This is a genomic window from Pseudoalteromonas sp. SK18 (assembly GCF_001974855.1).
Taxonomy (GTDB): domain Bacteria; phylum Pseudomonadota; class Gammaproteobacteria; order Enterobacterales; family Alteromonadaceae; genus Pseudoalteromonas.
This window is the reverse complement of the sequence record NZ_MTQB01000002.1, coordinates 289,719-308,902: the sequence shown is the minus strand read 5'-3', so window position 1 is coordinate 308,902 and position 19,184 is coordinate 289,719. Positions and strand designations below refer to the sequence as shown.

At 38.8% G+C, this 19,184-nt stretch carries 11 protein-coding genes; 1 reads left to right on the top strand and 10 read right to left on the bottom strand.

What is annotated here, in order from left to right:
* Positions 1–46: 46 nt before the first annotated feature.
* Positions 47–2,314 (bottom strand): DNA internalization-related competence protein ComEC/Rec2, encoded by a 2,268-nt coding sequence (locus tag BW139_RS03235; protein WP_076918656.1) that lies wholly within the window; start codon positions 2,312–2,314, stop codon positions 47–49.
* On the opposite strand from BW139_RS03235, the gene BW139_RS03230 reads away from it, so the two are divergent.
* On the top strand, positions 2,294–2,800 hold the full coding sequence (locus tag BW139_RS03230; protein ID WP_008112070.1) for a DUF2062 domain-containing protein: 507 nt from the start codon (positions 2,294–2,296) through the stop codon (positions 2,798–2,800). The genes BW139_RS03235 and BW139_RS03230 overlap by 21 nt on opposite strands.
* Before the next feature lie 92 nt (positions 2,801–2,892).
* On the opposite strand, the gene BW139_RS03225 is transcribed toward BW139_RS03230, so the two are convergent.
* From BW139_RS03225 to BW139_RS03185, 9 genes are all read right to left on the bottom strand, one after another.
* The gene (locus tag BW139_RS03225; RefSeq protein WP_076918655.1) at positions 2,893–4,638 is read right to left on the bottom strand and encodes a DUF3466 family protein; all 1,746 of its coding nucleotides are present in this window, start codon (positions 4,636–4,638) and stop codon (positions 2,893–2,895) included.
* Positions 4,639–4,649: 11 nt separating this feature from the next.
* Positions 4,650–6,563: an ABC transporter ATP-binding protein gene (locus tag BW139_RS03220; RefSeq protein WP_076918654.1), complete on the bottom strand. Its 1,914-nt coding sequence runs from the start codon at positions 6,561–6,563 to the stop codon at positions 4,650–4,652.
* Positions 6,564–6,578: 15 nt separating this feature from the next.
* The gene (locus BW139_RS03215) at positions 6,579–6,818 is read right to left on the bottom strand and encodes a glutaredoxin family protein (protein WP_076918653.1); all 240 of its coding nucleotides are present in this window, start codon (positions 6,816–6,818) and stop codon (positions 6,579–6,581) included.
* The gene (rlmKL, locus tag BW139_RS03210) at positions 6,811–8,928 is read right to left on the bottom strand and encodes a bifunctional 23S rRNA (guanine(2069)-N(7))-methyltransferase RlmK/23S rRNA (guanine(2445)-N(2))-methyltransferase RlmL (protein WP_076918652.1); all 2,118 of its coding nucleotides are present in this window, start codon (positions 8,926–8,928) and stop codon (positions 6,811–6,813) included. The genes BW139_RS03215 and rlmKL overlap by 8 nt, the downstream gene beginning before the upstream one ends.
* Before the next feature lie 90 nt (positions 8,929–9,018).
* Entirely contained in the window at positions 9,019–9,549 is a 531-nt protein-coding gene (locus tag BW139_RS03205; RefSeq protein WP_008112062.1) for a cell division protein ZapC, read from the bottom strand.
* A 131-nt stretch (positions 9,550–9,680) separates the two neighbouring features.
* The gene (pyrD, locus tag BW139_RS03200) at positions 9,681–10,691 is read right to left on the bottom strand and encodes a quinone-dependent dihydroorotate dehydrogenase (RefSeq protein WP_076918651.1); all 1,011 of its coding nucleotides are present in this window, start codon (positions 10,689–10,691) and stop codon (positions 9,681–9,683) included.
* A gap of 105 nt (positions 10,692–10,796) precedes the next feature.
* Entirely contained in the window at positions 10,797–15,638 is a 4,842-nt protein-coding gene (locus BW139_RS03195) for an NAD-glutamate dehydrogenase (RefSeq protein ID WP_076918650.1), read from the bottom strand.
* Positions 15,639–15,839: 201 nt separating this feature from the next.
* Positions 15,840–18,170 (bottom strand): RND family transporter, encoded by a 2,331-nt coding sequence (locus tag BW139_RS03190; protein ID WP_033103387.1) that lies wholly within the window; start codon positions 18,168–18,170, stop codon positions 15,840–15,842.
* Complete coding sequence (locus tag BW139_RS03185; RefSeq protein ID WP_076918649.1) at positions 18,170–19,165, bottom strand: YCF48-related protein; 996 nt, start codon at positions 19,163–19,165, stop codon at positions 18,170–18,172. Before BW139_RS03185 ends, BW139_RS03190 begins: the two co-directional genes overlap by 1 nt.
* Positions 19,166–19,184: the final 19 nt, after the last annotated feature.

Genomic DNA, 19,184 nt, shown 5'->3' with positions numbered 1-19,184 from the left:
CCAGTAACAGCCCCTATTGTATCCTTAGCAACAGCAAAACAAAACGTCAATCTTTGATAAACCAATAACTTTCCGCCCCTCTTGCAGTAGTCAGCTCTAGGTGCTTAGCATAAAAATCAACCCGAATTTGCCCTACATCACCGGTGCTATATTGTTTGGCGTGTATTTCACTATAACGCTTGACCACTGCTTTACTTGGAAATTGCCACTGACCTTGATACGCACTTGAATGAATCACAAATGTTGGGTTTACGGCCTTAATAAACTCGACACTGGAGGAACTATCACTGCCGTGATGAGGACTTAACAAAACGGTACTTTGTAAATCATCCCCTTTTTTAATTAATTTAGACTCCCTCGCCTTTGATATATCACCAGTGAGAAGCACACTGTGGTTTGCACTTGAGATTTTAACGACACAGGAATTATCATTACTGTTATTAAACTCCTCTTTTGCAAAGGTTTGAATACTCAAGCCTTGAAAGTCTATCGTTGTTGCTATGCAGTCGTTATATAAACCACTTGGATGAAAATAATCAAAGCTCCATGCATAGCCAGCCGCTTTAAAATGCGTAACACCTCCGGCATGGTCGTTATCTTGATGACTCACAATCGCAGTACTTACCGTAAGATTATGGGCATCAATATAGGGTAGTAATACACTAGGCACACGACTAAAACGATTAAAGTAACTTGGGCCAAAGTCATAAATAAACGCGTGCTTGTCTTTTTCTATCAGTACCATTAGTCCATGTCCCACATCAAATACATTCAGCCGCCAAAGGCTAGTTTGCGTAAAGTAATGGTTAAACGGTAAAGTCAAAAGCGGAATGCACGCCAGTAAGCGAAGCTCAATAAAATAAAGTAACGGAACAGCACTATAAAGCAGCACCACGGTGGTTATACTTACCTGACCGACATTAAGCCACCGTATGTGCTGTGGTATTGCCTGCAACATTTGATAAATATAGGTCAGTGGCAAATCATACAACACAATAAATGCGTACCAATCGGTTAATAATCCCAGCAACACACTTAAAAATAAAGCGGGCATTAATACAAAAGATAAAATGGGAATAGCGACAAGATTTAAAACTAAACCCGCTAAACTCACGCCATTAAAAAAGTATAATGATAGCGGTAGCAAGCCAATAAATAATCCCAGTTGAATAACAACAAGAGTGCGAATATTGGCCAGTAGTGTATGACCTCTCAGCGGAAACTGCTTTAAAACCATAAAAATGATACATACCGCTAAAAATGAAAAATACAGACCAGGATTAAGCAAACTAAATGGATTAACCACTAAAATAATAACCAACGCATATAAAATACTGCGCCACCTCAATGATTGCTTTGCCAAGTAATAAAGCAATAAATAACAGCCCAACATAATTAAAGCGCGGGTTGCGGAGATGATAAAATCACTCAAGTAAACATATAAGAATGCGACTATAAAACCAGCAGCACTATAAAAAATAGAAACATTTAAGGCTTGATTTAGTTCAGGTTTAACCAACTTAAGACAAAACCGTGTAACAAAATAACAAAAACCAAACACTAGAGAGATATGTAATCCAGAAATCGCCAACAAATGACTTAACCCAAGGCTCTGCATTAACTCTTTATGCTCGAATGTCATTAATGACTTATCGCCAGTTAACAGCACATAATAGAGCCAATTCAGCTCAGCATTATTTACCAACTTTTTGACATAGGCTCTATAAGCTGACACGGCATTACTTTTTTGAGAGCTTTTAATATTAAGCTGTTTATTGAGCACTGTACCTTTAAACGCTATCTTTTGGGTAAAAGCATAAAGCTGATTATCAAAAACAGTAAAATTCTTAATGGATCTATAGTTTTTAAGTCTCACTTGAGCATTAAAAGCATCACCAGATTGAATTGGTTGTGCAAAATTAATAGTTAATAAGGCATAAGGTGTCCTAAAGTGACTATATTCTCTGTCTTCCAAACGCGTTATTTTAACTTTTACATATTGGGGAGGTGTAGCAGAAATAACCTCTTCGACCACAACACCGACAGAATAAGCATATTTTTCGTGCTGTTCAGGCAATTCAAATGAATAAAACAAGATAAAATGTGCTACTACACAACAAATACCGCAAATAAAGCCTAACAATACAGTTAAAAACGGCTTAAAATACGTGCTCACAATGAGGATTGAAATTGTGATAACTGTAAATTCAAGGGTTTGATAATAAAACACGGTAACAACGACACCGACAACAAATCCAAGACTCATCCACACAGACGTAAATGGTTGCTTTAAATGGCTAAAAAAACGATCCAACGGTTTTTACCTGATCCAAATAAAATTAGACATCACAAATCACTAAAAATATTTGGTCGTCTTTTACATGATGCTAACCTTTGGCATTTAAATAGACGTTCAGCACGCGGTGCTTTTGCCGTTGGACTTTTCTTTGCATTCATCCCTGTTCCTTTTCAAATGGTGCTAGCAGCTGCCGCAGCCATAATCTTAAGAGTAAATTTACCTATTTCTGTTGCTTTAGTGTGGATCACTAACCCACTTACAATGCCACCTATTTTTTACGGCTCATACTTGGTTGGCACATTAGTACTTAATCAACCGGAGCAACATTTTGCGTTTGAGGCAAGTTGGGCATGGTTTATAGAAAGTTTAACGACAATTGGCCCCGCTTTTTTAGTTGGTTCACTTGTGTGTGCATCTATAGCTAGTGTTATTGGTTATTTTGGTATTGATTTGATTTGGCGCCGCTCGGTGAGACGAGCTTGGACATCGAGAAATAACTAGCGCCTACTCCATCAAGTGCTTCTGTTTATATTACTATAGACAAAAAAAAACCAACTTAACAAGTTGGTTTTTTTATAAACGAATAGCTGTACTTAGAAACGAAAAACGCGTCTTAATCCAACTAAAGGTAGCAGTAATAAACCAAACCATGAAAAACTGGCTGAGCTACGTTCATAAAACTCTGCATCTGGAGCTTTACAGTTTTCAACTTCACCATTAGGGATAGGCGAAAGTTTTACCGCCACTGCAACACTTTCATATTCAATGTTACCATTAATATCGGTTACCACCTCACCTAGTGAATTTCGTTTTTCAACTGTTTTAGTCGCCACACCAAATACTTCATTGTTCTCATTAATTGACTTAGCCTCAACCATTTTATAACTAAAGCCAGTCTCACCGTCAGTGTCGTAACATGGTAGCAAACTGTTTAGGTTAGTGATTTTGTCATCACCAATTTTATAAATAAATGCTTCTGATATGCGAGTACTTTCAGTCTCTCCAATCTCACCCTCACCAACGATATAGCCTTGGTTATTAATATCATTCGCATATGAACTTGAACTAATAAAATAATCTTCAGGAAAAACGGTCGTATTTGTATTTATATCATGATAGAAAAGCTTGTTTCTAAGCTTGCCCTCAATACCTTTAGAAGCGTAACCAACCACAATATCATTATCATTGATTGCAAATGCTTTGCCACCTTGCCAATCGTCTTGCTGGCTAATAAAGTCAACTATGTCACCGTCTTTAAAATACGTTGGCATAGTTAAAATAGTCGCATCTCGGTCAAAATAACGAGTATTAGAAAAACCGACCGCAATGCCATTTTTATTAACTGCTAAGGCATTACTAATAAACGGATTATTGTCTTCGTCTTCTTTTGGAGTAAGCGCTAAACCTAATAATTCTGTTGAAGTGACATTATAAGCACTATCTAGAATCCACTTAACGGCCGTTTTATTGAACAAGCCACGATTATTCATATTATTATTATTAAAAGAATTAATACATGCCATAATTGGCTCATCGAGGCCATCACAATTATCAGTAAGTGTGGTTTGCCTTTCAGTAGGGATACCGACGGATACATTACCAACAACGATATAACCTGTGTCAGTAGCAACAATATCAGACGCTTTACTCGTTCCACCGTATTCATTAAATTCTGGAACAAGCGGCACTTCAACACCACCTGCAGAGATTAAAATACCACGCTCTATAAAATCGCGAGTAAACCACGTCTCTTCAACTGTTTCACCATCCGGTGTAAAGGTAGTTTTCTCAAAGGGAGCACTACCCCAACCAACGGTAGTTCCGTCTTCTGCAACGCCATTATAAAAATTACTTGTCGAACGCGTTAGTCCGTTGTAATCAACAGAAGCAATGTCAAATAATGGTTGCTCAATAGCAGACGTACTACTGTACTTGACTGCCACAGGTGAGCTGATTTTTTGATATTCAAAGTTTCCAGAAAGACCAGATATAAAGCGAACCATGAATGCATGTGCATCAGCATTGGTGTAGATGGCGTCGTTATTTTCAATATCATTAAGTGTAAACGTAATTTCTTTATCACTTAATTCAAATGTTCTAACTTCGTTGTTGTACGCACTCTCAATAGAATTATCTGTAAAATCAATATAGCTAATATCAATGGGGAGATTGTATAAGCCATTAGCAACTCCAATGACATGTCCGTTTTCACTCACATCAGTAACATAAGTATGTTTGGCAGCTTCAAAGTCACCTAATTCGGTTAACTGGTACGTTGCACTAAATGCTGATGTACTCAGTGTGGCTAAAACGCTGGCCGCGAGTAATTTATATTTCATTTTATTCCTTACTACTGATTCTTTAATTCTTCAAGTTCTTCCCAACGCTCAAAAGCGGCTTCAAGGTCAGACTCAAGTTGGGCTAAATGGTTCAATTCCTTGGCTGTTATATCACTGTCTTGCTTGAAAAAATCTTCGTGACTTACTCGTTCTTGTTGTTTTTCAAGCTCAGCTTCAAGTTGTTCCATTTTATTAGGTAGTTGCTCTAGTTCAAGTTTTAATTTGTAAGAGAGTTTATTTGCTTTGTTATTGCTTTTAACTGGCGTTGGCTCTGTTTTTTCAACTTTTTTTACTGGCTGCTGTTGCTGCTGCTTTTGCTGCTCTGCTAAATAGTTGGTATACGCTTCATAATCACTGTAGCCGCCAACTATATCAGTAACTTTGCCGTTCCCTTCAAATGCCCAAACACTCGAACAGGTATTATCAATAAACTCTCGGTCATGGCTAACAATCAGCACAGTACCTTGATATTGATTAATAATATCTTCAAGTAGCTCTAATGTTTCTATATCTAGGTCATTTGTTGGCTCATCAAGTACTAATATATTTGAAGGTTTCAAAAATAGTTTGGCTAATAACAACCTGTTTTTTTCACCACCTGAAAGTGCTTTTACCGGTGTGCGAGCGCGTGCTGGCGGGAATAAAAAGTCTTGTAAATAGCCTAACACGTGACGTGAGCGCCCGCCCATCATCACCTCTTGCTTACCTTCAGCAACGTTATCTTGAACGGTCGCTTCTTCATCAAGTTTTTCACGGTACTGATCGAAATAAGCAAACTCTAAATTAACACCTTGCTTTATTTCACCACTGTCTGCTTTTAAATCGCCAAATAGTAATTTTAATAGCGTTGTTTTACCTATGCCGTTAGGGCCTACCAAGCCGATACGGTCGCCACGCATTACTAAGGTAGAGAAGCCATCAGCTATCACTTTGTCTTTAAATGCATGATTTAAGTGTTTCGCTTCAAATACTAACTTACCTGAACGATCGGCTGTTTCAATATTGAAATCAGTTTTGCCTACCTGATCCACACGCTGTTTGCGTTCATTACGTAATTGTTTCAGCTCACGAACACGGCCTTCGTTACGAGTACGACGGGCTTTAACACCCTGGCGGATCCATGCCTCTTCTTCCGCTAAACGTTTATCGAACAATGCATTTTGTGTTTCTTCTACTTTTAAATCATGCGCTTTTTGTTCTAAATAAGTGGCATAATCACCAGGGTATGAAATCAGTTTACCGCGATCTAAATCTAAAATACGTGTAGCAACAGCGCGAATAAATGCACGGTCATGAGATATAAATACAATACCGCCTTTAAATTCTTTTAAGAATTGCTCTAACCACATAACACTTGTCATATCCAAATGGTTAGTAGGCTCATCGAGCAGTAATAAATCAGGCTCACTCACTAAAGCACGCGCTAATGCAACTTTACGTAACCAACCACCAGAAAGTGATTCTAGTTTCGCATCAGGGGTTAGCTCTAATTGAGTAAGTACAAGTTGAATTCGACTGTCAAAACGCCAGCCATCTGCCGCCTCTAATTTATTAGATAAACGCTCTAATTTATTTAATAGTTGATCAGTGCAATCTGTTTGCAGTTGTGTGCTTACATGATGAAAATCAATCAGTAAGTTAGCAATTTCAGGCATACCTTGGGCTACGTAGTCAAATACAGTACCGCTTGCCCCTTTAGGCGGATCTTGCTCTAAACGCGATATTTTTAAACTACCAACTTGGTTTATTTCGCCATCATCAAGTATTACTTGACCATCGAGTACTTTTAAAAGCGTTGATTTACCCGCACCGTTACGCCCTACAATACACACACGTTCGCCGCTTTCTATAACCGCATCTGCATTATCAAGTAGTGGGTGTGTACCGTAAGCTAGTTGTGCTTTTGAAATTCTAATTAAATCCATAGTTAATCTTTACTCTTATTCTGCTTGCGCTAAAAACTGCTGCGCCTGAGGTGCAGTAAAAGGCCAAAATAATTGTTGGCCTTGTTGATTTTTTAAAACCGGGATACTTATTTGATATTCTAAAATTAATGCGTCATCGCTCATAATATCAATAAGTTGTAATTCATCTGTTGATGAAAGTAACGGTTTTAACAGCTGCTGTGCTTGCTCGCACAAGTGGCAGCCGTCGGTGTGATATAAAACCCACTTAGCCATGTTTAATTAACCAGCTATTGTGAATTTTTTTATTACGTTTGAAGTCAGGGGATAAGGTTTTTTCAGAAATATTTTCTGCTTTTAAGCCTAAGCCCATTAAACCTACTTCGTCCATCACAAAGCCGCGTTTATTGTTAGAAAATATAAGCGTACCCGATGGGCTCAATATTTTTTTAACCCAAGTTAACAGCTTAATGTGATCATTTTGTACATCAAACGCATCTTTCATTCGCTTAGAGTTAGAGAATGTTGGAGGGTCTAAAAAGATCAAGTCGTATTGCCCTTGTGCATGCTCTAACCATTTTAAACAATCTGCTTGCTCAAAACGATAGCGCGTATTGCTAATATCGTTAAGCGCAAAGTTATCTTGGCCCCACTTTAAGTAGGTTTTAGATAAATCAACGGTAGTAATCGCTTTTGCGCCACCAATGGCTGCATGTACTGAGGCCGTCCCTGTGTAAGCAAACAGGTTCAAAAAGCGCTTATCTTTAGCGTTTTCTTGAATGTAACGACGTGCAAGGCGATGATCTAAAAATAGCCCCGTGTCTAAATAGTCAAATAAATTAACTTTAAACTTAGCACCAAACTCTTCTACCACCATGGTTCTATTTTGCTTAGCCATGGGTGTATATTGCTCTTCACCCTTTTGCTTTTTACGTACTTTTACAGCAATGTTTTCAGGTGCAATATCAAGTTGTTGTGCTGTTAAGCTAATAACATCTTGTAAACGCTTCTCTGAGGTTTTTTCATCAATCTCTTTCGGTGCCGCGTATTCAAAAATAACAGCTGAATCATCATAAATATCAACAGCAACGTTGTATTCAGGAATATCTGCATCGTAAACACGATACGCATGGACTTGGTTTTGCTTAAGCCAATTTTTTAAACCTTGCTTGTTCTTTTTCAGGCGATTAGCAAACGCCATTGAACCTTCAAAATTTAAAGCGGGTTTGTCATCAGTGGTAAGGCTAACTTGCTTGTCATCTAACTGATATAGGTTTAATTCAACATCCAGGGGGCCATTTTTAAATTTATAGCGTTTTTGCTTTACTAATTTAAGCAATTTAAACAGGCTTTCATCCATACCCAGTAAAGCGAGCTTCCAATGATTAAAGTGCTTTTTAAAACCAACACCTAAACTACGATGCAAGTTTACAAGTTCAGCCATAGAACCAATACGCTCACCATAGGGTAAGTTTGAAATAACAACACCCGGTAATTTTGCAACGCTCGTCAGTTTTGTCGCATCGCTTTGCTTAAATTTAATCACCGTATCAAGCTCGGCGCGTTTTGCATTGGCAATCGCTTTATCAAGTACTTGTGCATCGTAATCATGGCCAATTAGCCATAATTTAGGATCAGTAATATTCGCTAAAAGCTGCTCTTTAAGTTCTTTGAATTTTGCCACTCTAAAGCTAGGTAAACGCTCAAACGCAAACCCTTCACGGAATAATCCAGGCGCTTCATTACGTGCCATACCCGCCGCTTCAATTAAAATAGTACCAGCGCCACAACATGGATCGAATAGCGGTTGATTGACATTTTCAAGCCAGCCACTGCGTTTTATTATTGCCGCAGCTAAATGCTCTTTAATTGGTGCTTTACCTTGGCCTTGGCGGTAACCACGCTCTGATAAACGCGGCCCTGAGTAATCAATATAAAGTGAAACACCGTGACGATTTAAACGGGCAACTACTCGCACATTGGCATCTTGCTTATCAACATTTGGGCGCTGTTCAAATAAATCGTTAAAGTAATCAACAATGGCATCTTTAATCACTAGACCTGAAAATTGGGTATTTTTAAGTGAATCGTTTGTGCCATTAAAGTCAACTGCAAAAGTTTGTGTTGGACCAAACCACTCTTGCCAAGGTTGCAAGCGTGCAAATTTATACAAGCTGTCTTTGTCATTTACGCCTTCTTTTTTTTCAATAAGCATAAGTACACGCGTAGCAAAGCGTGTTGATAAACACACCTTTTGCGCTAGCAATGAGTCAGCCTCAAAGCGAACAGAACCCACAGTTTGTTTTGACACCGTAGCGCCAAGTTCTGTAAGTTCATCAACCAATAAATTTTCGATTCCGATAGAAGTAAGTGCGATAAATTGCAAAGTAAAAACCCTTAATAGCTAATTGCGCGGGATTATAACATAGGTTTGCGTACAAATACGCCATAAACAAGCCCTAGAGACTAAATTAGGCTAAGCTGTTTGACTATCGTACTGTGAGGTAATGAGGGGGAAAACACGATTGTTTAATACGCGGATCACTTCAAACTGGGCAAGTGATAAATTGCCGTCAAGTGCAAAAGTTTCGCTTAAATTTATACAAACAGAAGCATCAGGGCAATGCTCTACAATTAAGAACTCGCCTGTTTGTGACTCAGAGCTTAAGTTTATAACCGCTTCAGTACTGGGCGTACTACCGGTATATGGTTTAAAAAACCAACTTTTTGCTAACACAGGCTTTAGTTGAAATTTAACTGCCGTTGCATTAAGGGCTATTTGGCATAACTGAGCAGAGTTCCATAAATTAAACTGCTCAAGATAATAATAGACTTGCTCATAAAAAGCCGCATCTTCAAGGCTGAAGTAAGGATTTTTAAAAGCGCAATCAGTTAATTGTCTAAGCTTATAAGGTGTGCAAAGTTGCATATCGTCATTTAAATCAAGCAGTAAGCGGTTTTTCTCAGCGCATGCTATCCATTGCCATTGCTTTGACGCTTGTAACATTTGCTCCCCCCTACTTAGTACTTAAAAAAATAAAATAAGACAATAAGCTTAGAGTATAGCTGCTTTTGACCATTTTTAAAACGTCTTTTTAGAACATTTATCGAACGATCAAAAGCTTACATAACTGATCCTTATAAGTGGTTAATGATCGACTTTACCAATTGCGGTCCTTTGTATATAAAACCGGTATAAACTTGGACTAAATCTGCACCCGCATCAAACTTTTCTTTTGCTGATTGAGCGTCATCAATACCACCCACACCAATAATAGGTAACTGATTATTTGTTAAGCGCTTGAGTTCAGAAACAACATGGGTTGAACGCTCTCTAACTGGCGCACCGGATAAACCGCCAGCCTCATCAGCATATTGCTGACCTTGAACTAAACTGCGCTCTAAGGTGGTATTTGTGGCTATAACACCATCAATTTTATTATTTAATAATGACTCACTGACCTGTTCAATTTGAATTGGATCTAAGTCTGGTGCAATTTTAACCAGCATAGGCACTTGTTTATTATGCTTGGCAATTAAATCAAGCTGTTCATTTTTTAGACTTTGCAATAAATCATCTAATGCTGCGCCATATTGTAGGTCTCGTAGGCCAGGTGTATTAGGTGATGAAATATTTACTGTAATATAGGATGCATGCTCAAACACTTTTCGCATACAGTGAATGTAGTCATCTTTACCCTGCTCATTTGGGGTATCTTTATTCTTGCCGATATTAATACCTAAAATGCCATCGTACTTAGCTGCTTTTACATTATTAACTAAATTATCAACACCTTTGTTATTAAAGCCCATACGATTAATAATCGCATTTGACTGTGGCAATCTAAACATACGAGGCTTATCGTTACCCGCTTGAGGACGCGGTGTTACTGTACCCACTTCAACAAAACCAAAGCCCATTTGGGCAAAGGCATCGATACACTCAGCGTTTTTATCTAGGCCTGCAGCAAGTCCTACTGGGTTTTTAAATTCCAAACCTAAAAAATTTACCGGCTTATTAGCAACACTTTGTGCCCATGCCGCACTTAATGGTGTGTTAGCAAAGCGACGTAAGTTGTTAAGAGCAAAATCATGTGCCCACTCCGCATCACGGGTAAACATAAAACGGCGAGCTAAATCGTAGAACATGAATATAATCCTCTTAAAATTGTAGACAAAAAAATACCTCAGACAAGGCTGAGGTATTATATAACAAAAACTGTTTAACGATTAGTTTTAATCAATAGCAGTTTGTTACTTTGCTGATGTATCACAATTGTGACCAAGCAACATAAGCTCTCTTAATGCGACAGAAAACTTAGCAAAATCATGGCTTTGCGATGTTTTAAACTCTGTCAGCATTTGCTTCCAACGTTGAAGCAACAGATCTTGACTATCCATCCATTGTTCAATTTGGCCATCTACATCACTGTTTTCACCTTCAAAGCTGTTTAATACAACTTCTGACAAGGTGCGTTGCTGCCAATCTAACTCTTCACGATATGACGCACGCGCTAATGCCTGCCAATGGTTAGAAACCGGTTGATTAGTGATTTGATCTAAGAACCAATGCAGTCCCATTTGCGCACCTAATTTAAAGTAAGTGTGCGACACCATATCAATTTTACGATTAGAGTTTTGTGCAATTTGCGTTAAATCCATTACCGAGAATAAGCTTGATAACGATACAATACGCTGTGCAATATCAGCAGGTACACCGCTTTGCGTTAGTTCTTCACGCGCACTTACAATACGATCGCTTTCTGTTTTAACGATGTATTTAGTTAAGTTTTCACTTAAATCTGCAAATGTTGGTGAGAATATTTCGATCGCTTGCTCAATTGATTGTGCTTTGGTGCGATGACGCAGGAACCAACGTGTTGCACGGCGAACTGTACGGCGTAATTGGTATAACATTTCTGTTTGTACGCTTGATGGTATCTTATTATCAAGATCACTAATAGATAACCATGTTTCACGCATTTGGAAAATTTCACTTGCGATTGAGTAACACAATGCAATTTCAGCTTCATTTGCACCGGTTTCTTCATTCATACGCACCATAAAGTTTAAGCCCATATCATTAACAATATTATTTGCTAACTTAGTGGCAATAATCTCTTTGCGTAGCGGATGATTATCCATTGCATCATTAAATTTCTCACGTAATGGACGCGGGAATGATTTAACTAATAACTGACGGTAATACGGGTTTTCTGTAATTTCATCAGTGACTAATGACTCTTTGAGCACCATTTTCGCATAAGAAACCAATACAGATAACTCAGGGCGCGTTAAATCTTTACCTGCGGCGGCGCGTTCTGCCAGCTCTTCATCAGTAGGAATAAACTCAATTGCACGGTCTAGCTTGCCATCTTTTTCAAGCGCATGGATAAAGCGTACTTTTTCTTTAAGCGTAGAGGTTCCTTTCGATTGAGTAATCGATAAGGTATGCGTTTGACGATAACAATCTTTAAGTACTAATTCAGACACTTCATCAGTCATTGAATAAAGTAGTTCGTCACGTTGCTTACGCGTTAAGTCGCCTTCCGCAACTAAACCATTGAGTAAAATTTTAATATTTACTTCGTTATCTGAACACGCAACCCCACCTACGTTATCGATAAAGTCAGTATTTACGCGACCGCCTTGAGTTGCAAACTCAATACGACCTAGTTGGGTTGCACCTAAGTTACCACCTTCACCAAATACTTTAGCACCAAGGTCTTTACCATTTATGCGCAGCGCATCGTTTGCACGATCCCCAACATCAGCATCCGTTTCTTTAGAATGCTTAATGTAAGTACCGATACCGCCATTCCACAATAAATCATAGTTCATCATTAATGATGCTTTAATCAACTCATTTGGCGTCATGCTGGCTTTTTTAGTGCCTAACATCTTTTTCATTTCAGGCGTAAGCGTAATCGACTTAGCAGCACGCGAGAAGATACCACCACCGCTTGAGATTAACTCTTTATTGTAATCTTCCCATGATGAACGCGGTAAATTAAATAAACGCTCACGCTCTGGGTAAGAAGCCGCTGCATCAGGGTTTGGATCAACGAAAATATGTAAGTGGTTAAATGCCACTTGCAAGCGAATATGCTTTGATAACAGCATACCATTACCAAATACGTCACCGGCCATGTCGCCAATAGCAACTGCTGTAAAGTCTGTTGTTTGACAGTTAATATCCATTTCACGGAAATGACGTTTAACAGACTCCCATGCACCACGCGCTGTGATACCCATTTTCTTATGGTCATAACCTACAGAACCACCTGATGCAAACGCATCACCTAGCCAGAAGTTATATTCGTTTGCGATGCCATTGGCAATGTCAGAGAATGTTGCTGTGCCTTTATCCGCTGCTACTACTAGGTACGCATCGTCTTCATCATGGCGAGTAACATCAACAGCAGGTACTATTTCACCGCGGTCAATATTATCTGTAATGTCTAATAAACCACGAATGAAGATTTTATAACATTCTTGGCCTTCTTTAATAAACGCTTCACGTTCACTAGGTAGTTGTTTACATACAAATCCACCTTTAGAACCTACCGGTACAATAACGGTATTTTTTACTTGTTGCGCTTTTACTAAGCCAAGTACTTCTGTACGGAAATCTTCACGACGGTCTGACCAACGCAACCCACCACGGGCAACTTTACCAAAACGTAAATGCACACCTTCAACACGTGGAGAATAAACAAATATCTCAAACGCTGGAACAGGTAGTGGGACTTCTGGAATTAAACTTGGCTGAATTTTAAGTGAGATGTAAGACTTAAATTTGCCTTCAGCATCTTTTTGGAAGTAGTTAGTACGCAGTGTGGCAACAATCATATCAACGTATAAACGGATAATACGATCATCATCAAGGTTGGCAACGTTTTCTAACTCTGCGTAAATTTCCAAGCCTAGCTTTTCAAGCGTTTTAGCACTTGCAGGGCTTTTTACAGAGAACTTTTTAGAGAATAAGTTTACAATTTTAGCGGCAATATGCGGGTAATTCGCAAAGGTGCTTTCAATATACGTTTGCGAGAAAGTGACCCCAATTTGGCGCATGTATTTTGCGTATGCACGTAAAATTGAAGATTCACGACCCGTTAAACCACCCATTAACACAAGACGGTTAAAGCCATCGTTTTCTAAGCGGTTTGCCCATACACTGGTTAACGCAGCACGAAAACGTGCAGAGATCTTGTCAAAATCAGCCATCCCTTTGCTATCAATTAGCATTGAGAAGTCCATGATCCAATTAACGCAACCATCACTGGTTTTAACCGAGTATGGCGTTTCACCTACAACACGTAAGCCAAAATTTTCAAGCATTGGCATAACATCAGATAAATGAATTGGCTCATCTTTATGGAATAAGCTTAAACGTACGATGTTACTACTTGCTTCTTCTTGCGGACGATAAAACAACATTTCTAACTTGTTATCATCGCTTAGCATTTCTAGCTTTTCAATATCGACCACTGCAGCGCTAGGTAATACTTCTTCTTTGTATGAGCGTGCAAACGCATTGCAATATTTACGGTTTAATTCATTACCACGGGCCTCACCAGCAGATTCAAGTAAGGCTGATTGTAATTTATCTTCCCAAGTACGAGCGGCTTCTATTAGATTGTTTTCTATATCTTTCACGTTATATTCAATATTGTTGTCGGTCACACGAACAGTGTAATGGGTACGCGCCAGTGTAGACTCAGAGAAATAGGTAGTAAATTCGACTTTTACGTCAGAATTAAATGCGTTGGCTAAAATAGCCTGCGTTTCGCGGCGCAGCGCTGTATTATAACGCTCACGAGGTACGTAAACCATGCATGATAAAAAACGGCCGTATGCATCTTTGCGTACAAATAAACGACACATATCGCGTTCTTGTATTTGCAATACGCCCATGGCAACTTCAAGTAACTCATTCTCACGAGCTTGTACCAGTTCGTCGCGTGGGTAAGTTTCTAATATATTTAATACGGCTTTGTATGCATGTGTCCCTTTAGCGAAGTCACACATATCCATAATACGATTAATTTTACTTTTAAGGACCGGTACATCAGCAGCACTATTGTTATAAAAGTTTGATGAAAACAAACCAATAAAACGGTCTTCACCAATAACATTGCCTTTGTCATCAAAACGTTTAACACCCACATAATCTATATAAGCTGGGCGATGAACACGAGACAATGAATTAGTTTTAGTTAAAATTAATAAGTTACTGCTTCGCGCTTCTCTTTGCGCTACTTCTGGCAGTTCAGAAAGCAAACGTGTGTGTTCTGCATCAGAGTTTTTCATTAACCCTAAGCTAGTATCCATTTTGCCTTTTAATTGATAATCGCCCTGAACTGGCGACAGCTCATATTGACGGTAACCCATTAAAGTAAAGTTATCTTTTACTAGCCAATCTAAAAACTCAACGGTTTCGTTGATTTCATTATCATTTTTATCTTTATGGCTTTTAGGCAGGTTTTTACTAACCGCTATGAGTTTTTCACGAATAGGCTGCCAATCTTCAACGGCAACCGAAACATCAACCAATACAGATTCAAGCTCTTTTTTGAAAGACTCAATAACAGATGCATCTGTTTGGCGGTCAATTTCTATAAAAAACACTGTTTTTGTTGATGTTGATTCTTGCTCTGCTTTTAAGCTTGATAACCCTGATATTTTTTCGTTTTTATCACGTTGAATTTTCAGTGGGCTATGCAATAGCAAGTGAGAGGCGATGTTTTCTCGTGTCATGGCCATACGTACAGAGTCGACTAAAAACGGCATGTCTTTAGCGATAATCTCTACAATGGTATGTGATGACTGCCAGCCATCTTTTGCCACTTCAGGATTGAAAACGCGAATAACTGCGTCATCTGATGTATTTTTTTCTAGCGAATTCCAAAGGCTGAGTGCAGCACCATATAAGTCACTGTCGTTACGATTAGCCAAATCCTCTTTAGACATATTGCTGTACAAGGCTTTGGCGAATTTCTCAACGAGTAACACATTATCAGCGCGAACTTTTTTCTGGATAAGCTTACAGACGTTATCTAAAATAACCGAGGCTTGGCCTTCATTTCGTGTCATTGTATGTTCCTTAATCTATCACTGCTAGTTTAGCAGAATATTTGTACAGCCATTTATTAGCGTGGAGTCAGCTAAATTCTAACCCTTTTGAAACTAATAAACAGCCTTTTCAATGAAAACATTTTAAGCATTTCAGCTATTTGGTCATCTATTCACAAAATATAGATATAAATGGCCATTACTGGCCATTTTGGAGCAAATTTATTCACCTTCTTTTTTCTGGTCAGTCCAGAGTAAGCTACCAATTGCAGGTAAAAGTAACACTGCGCCTAACATATTTACTAAAAACATAAAGGTAAGCAGAATTCCCATATCAACTTGGAACTTCAAATCAGAAAAAATCCACGTACTTACACCAATTGCTAACGTAATACCGGTAAATAACACCGCACTACCACGTTCAACTAATGCATTACGATAAGCAATACTCAACGGCACGTTTTGTTTTAACTGCCCCATCATCGATGACAAAATATAAATACCGTAATCAACACCAATACCTACACCCAAAGCAATTACTGGTAAAGTTGAAACAGTTAAACCAATTTCAAGCTGCACCATAAGCGCCTGTGCAAGGGTTGACACTATGTACAAGGGTAACACCACCGCAATAGTTGCTTTTACGCTCTTAAAGCTAAGTAAACATAAAATAATTACTGCACCGTAAACATAGAGCATCATAGGGATTTGCGCGGCTGAAACAGACTCGTTAGTTGCAGCCATTACGCCTACAGGGCCTGATGCTAATTTGAAAGCAAGTTTTTCTGTGCCCTCTTCAACAGCAAATTGTTTTACTTTTGCAATCACGTTATCAATAGTTTGTGCTTTGTGATCGTCTAAAAATATGATCACTGGCATTACTGAACAATCGCCATTGAGTAAGCCAGTGCTTGTTTCAACTCGAGAGGTTGATTGCACTAAACTGGCAGAATTGCGCGGCAAACTTTGCCATTTTAAATTACCCTCGTTATAACCGGCATTAACCGACTGAGCCACTGAACTTAGGCTCACAGCAGATTGTACACCGGCTAAATTTTCAACTTTATATTGAAAACGCGATATACGCTCCATTACATCATGTTCAGTACACGCTGCAGGATAAGCCTCTACAATGACTTTAAGAATATCAGATGAAATTGTGTATTTGTCCGATATTAAGAAAGTATCTTGGTTGTAACGCGCATCTTGGTGCAAGGATGGTGCTCCCGCATGTAAATCACCAATACGCATTTTATCTGCTTGCCAATAGCCCAGTGCGAATAAAACCAGCGTGAAACCAATAATGATTTTTGCTGTTTTTGGGTCGGTTGCTTTAACTAACAAATCGCGCATAGCATCAAGTATATTCGGTTTGTTGGCATCACCTGATTGAATATGGATGCTGTTTTCAAAGCGCATATATGATGCCCACACTGGCAACAAAATCAGATTAGTAAATATAATCACCGCCACCCCTAAACTCGCAGTAATAGCAAGTTCACGAATAATACCGATGTCAATGGTTAAGAGGGTTAAAAAGCCGACCGTATCCGATAACAGCGCAATCCCACCAGGTACGAGTAAAGCTCTAAAGCTTGATTGACAACATACTGATGTAGTTTTGCCCTCAGCAACCTTTTTGCCAATCGCATTAATCATTTGCACACCATGGCTCACACCAATAGCAAAAACTAAAAACGGCACTAAAATAGACATAGGATCAAGGCCAAAGCCTAAACTAGAGAGCAGTCCTAACTGCCAAATTACAGCAATAATTGAACACACAATCGGTAAAATAGTGAGCTTTAAGCTGCCACAAAATAGCCATACCATGACGAATGTAAACGCAATCGCGATGGCAAAAAATAAAACAACCCCTTTTGCACCTTCGGCGATGTCGCCGGCCATTTTTGCAAAGCCAATAATATGAATACTAATATCGTCTGTACTGAGCGGCTCACGGATTTCGCTTTCTAACTTCTTTGCAAACGCGAGAGTGTCTAATTTTTCTTGTGTTTGCGGGTCGGTTTCTAATAGTTGCGCAGTCACCATGGCACACGAATAATCGCTTGCTATCATACGACCGACTACTTTGGCCTTTTCAATGTTTTCTTTTACAACGCCTAAGCCCTGCTTGTCTGCTTTAAAGTTGGCTGGAATGATAGGTCCGCCAGCAAAGCCGTCTTCAACAACTTCAACAAAACGAGCACTGGGTGAAAAAATAGAATTTACTAAAGGACGATTTACCCCTGGAATAAAATAAAGCTGATCATGAACTGCTTTTAATTGGGTAAAAAATTCAGGGTTGAAAATATCACCACTGTCGTCACATACTGAAATTAAAATGCTATTAGCACCACCAAACTGTTTCTCATGCTTGGTGTAAACCTTCATGTATTCATGATTAAGCGGGATATTTTTATTAAATGACGCATCAAGCTGAATGTGTGTGGCTTTAAATACCAATAAACAGGTGATCAACACAAAACTTATGAGTACCACTAAGCGGTGTCTAAAAATCGCTTTTTCTAAAAAATCTAAAATTGCTTGCATTAAGGGGTCAACTCCTTCACTTTAATGCCGTTTTCTGTCGCCATGATAAGTCTATCTTTTACAATCACGCCATCAAGAATCGCTTTACCATCAGCCAATTGCTCGTATGAAAGCACATCATCCTTAAGATGAAAAATAACACCGCTATTAGCCAATAATAGCCATTGTTTATCGTTATAATTAATGATGCTGTTTACAGTAGCTGTTTTATCATTGTCAAAGTGCTGCCACTGCCCGCTGTTAGCCTCATTAACAAAAATATTACCGCGTAGTCCAGCTACAATATCTCTTGATGAATCTGATGCAAAACCAAAAAATGAACCAGGGTAAATTTCATCCAAACGTTGCCATGTTTGACCGTCGTCATCACTTTTTGCCATTAACCCCATCTCACCCACTAGCATTAAACCACTGCTAGTCGGTTCTATGCGGTTAAAATGAGGCAAAATAGACGAGGTTTCTATTTCATAACCTTCAGGATCTGTTTGTTTTAAATCATTTAAATAGGCTCTATCTTCACTAAATAATAGCGAATCTAAAAAACGTTTTTGCCAATTTTTTCCGCCATCAGATGTTTGATAAAACATACCATAGGCACCAACCGCATAGCCATGTAAGTCATCTTTAAAATAAATATCTAAACAGGGTTTATCTAAGCTCGGTTTTGATTGTTGTAATTGCCAATTTTCACCACCATCGGTGGTATTGATAATTGTGGCGTCATGTCCACATGCCCAGCCATTAGAATCGTTGGTAAATTCAACCGCTGTTAATAATACTTGTGTAGGTACCGATTGCGCTTGTTGCCAGTCACTACCATCAACACTTTTAATCACTGTCCCGTGTTTACCCACAGCAATAAGCCCGGCTGAGGTTTGGGTAATATCGGTAAGGAGTGTTTTATCTGCATTAATTGCGCTAATCGCACTTTGAGGTGCGTCTTGTGCAAAACTCGCACCGCTTAGGATCAGGCTGGCATAGACTAAATACTTCATAAATTAAATTCGCCTTGAA

Excerpts from the sequence above, each read along its gene's own strand:
- BW139_RS03230 (WP_008112070.1), top strand. The coding sequence starts at position 2,294 with ATGGCTAAAAAAACGATCCAACGGTTTTTACCTGATCCAAATAAAATT.
- BW139_RS03225 (WP_076918655.1), bottom strand. The coding sequence starts at position 4,638 with ATGAAATATAAATTACTCGCGGCCAGCGTTTTAGCCACACTGAGTACA.
- BW139_RS03220 (WP_076918654.1), bottom strand. The coding sequence starts at position 6,563 with ATGGATTTAATTAGAATTTCAAAAGCACAACTAGCTTACGGTACACAC.
- BW139_RS03215 (WP_076918653.1), bottom strand. The coding sequence starts at position 6,818 with ATGGCTAAGTGGGTTTTATATCACACCGACGGCTGCCACTTGTGCGAG.
- BW139_RS03205 (WP_008112062.1), bottom strand. The coding sequence starts at position 9,549 with ATGTTACAAGCGTCAAAGCAATGGCAATGGATAGCATGCGCTGAGAAA.
- pyrD (WP_076918651.1), bottom strand. The coding sequence starts at position 10,691 with ATGTTCTACGATTTAGCTCGCCGTTTTATGTTTACCCGTGATGCGGAG.
- BW139_RS03195 (WP_076918650.1), bottom strand. The coding sequence starts at position 15,638 with ATGACACGAAATGAAGGCCAAGCCTCGGTTATTTTAGATAACGTCTGT.
- BW139_RS03190 (WP_033103387.1), bottom strand. The coding sequence starts at position 18,170 with ATGCAAGCAATTTTAGATTTTTTAGAAAAAGCGATTTTTAGACACCGC.
- BW139_RS03185 (WP_076918649.1), bottom strand. The coding sequence starts at position 19,165 with ATGAAGTATTTAGTCTATGCCAGCCTGATCCTAAGCGGTGCGAGTTTT.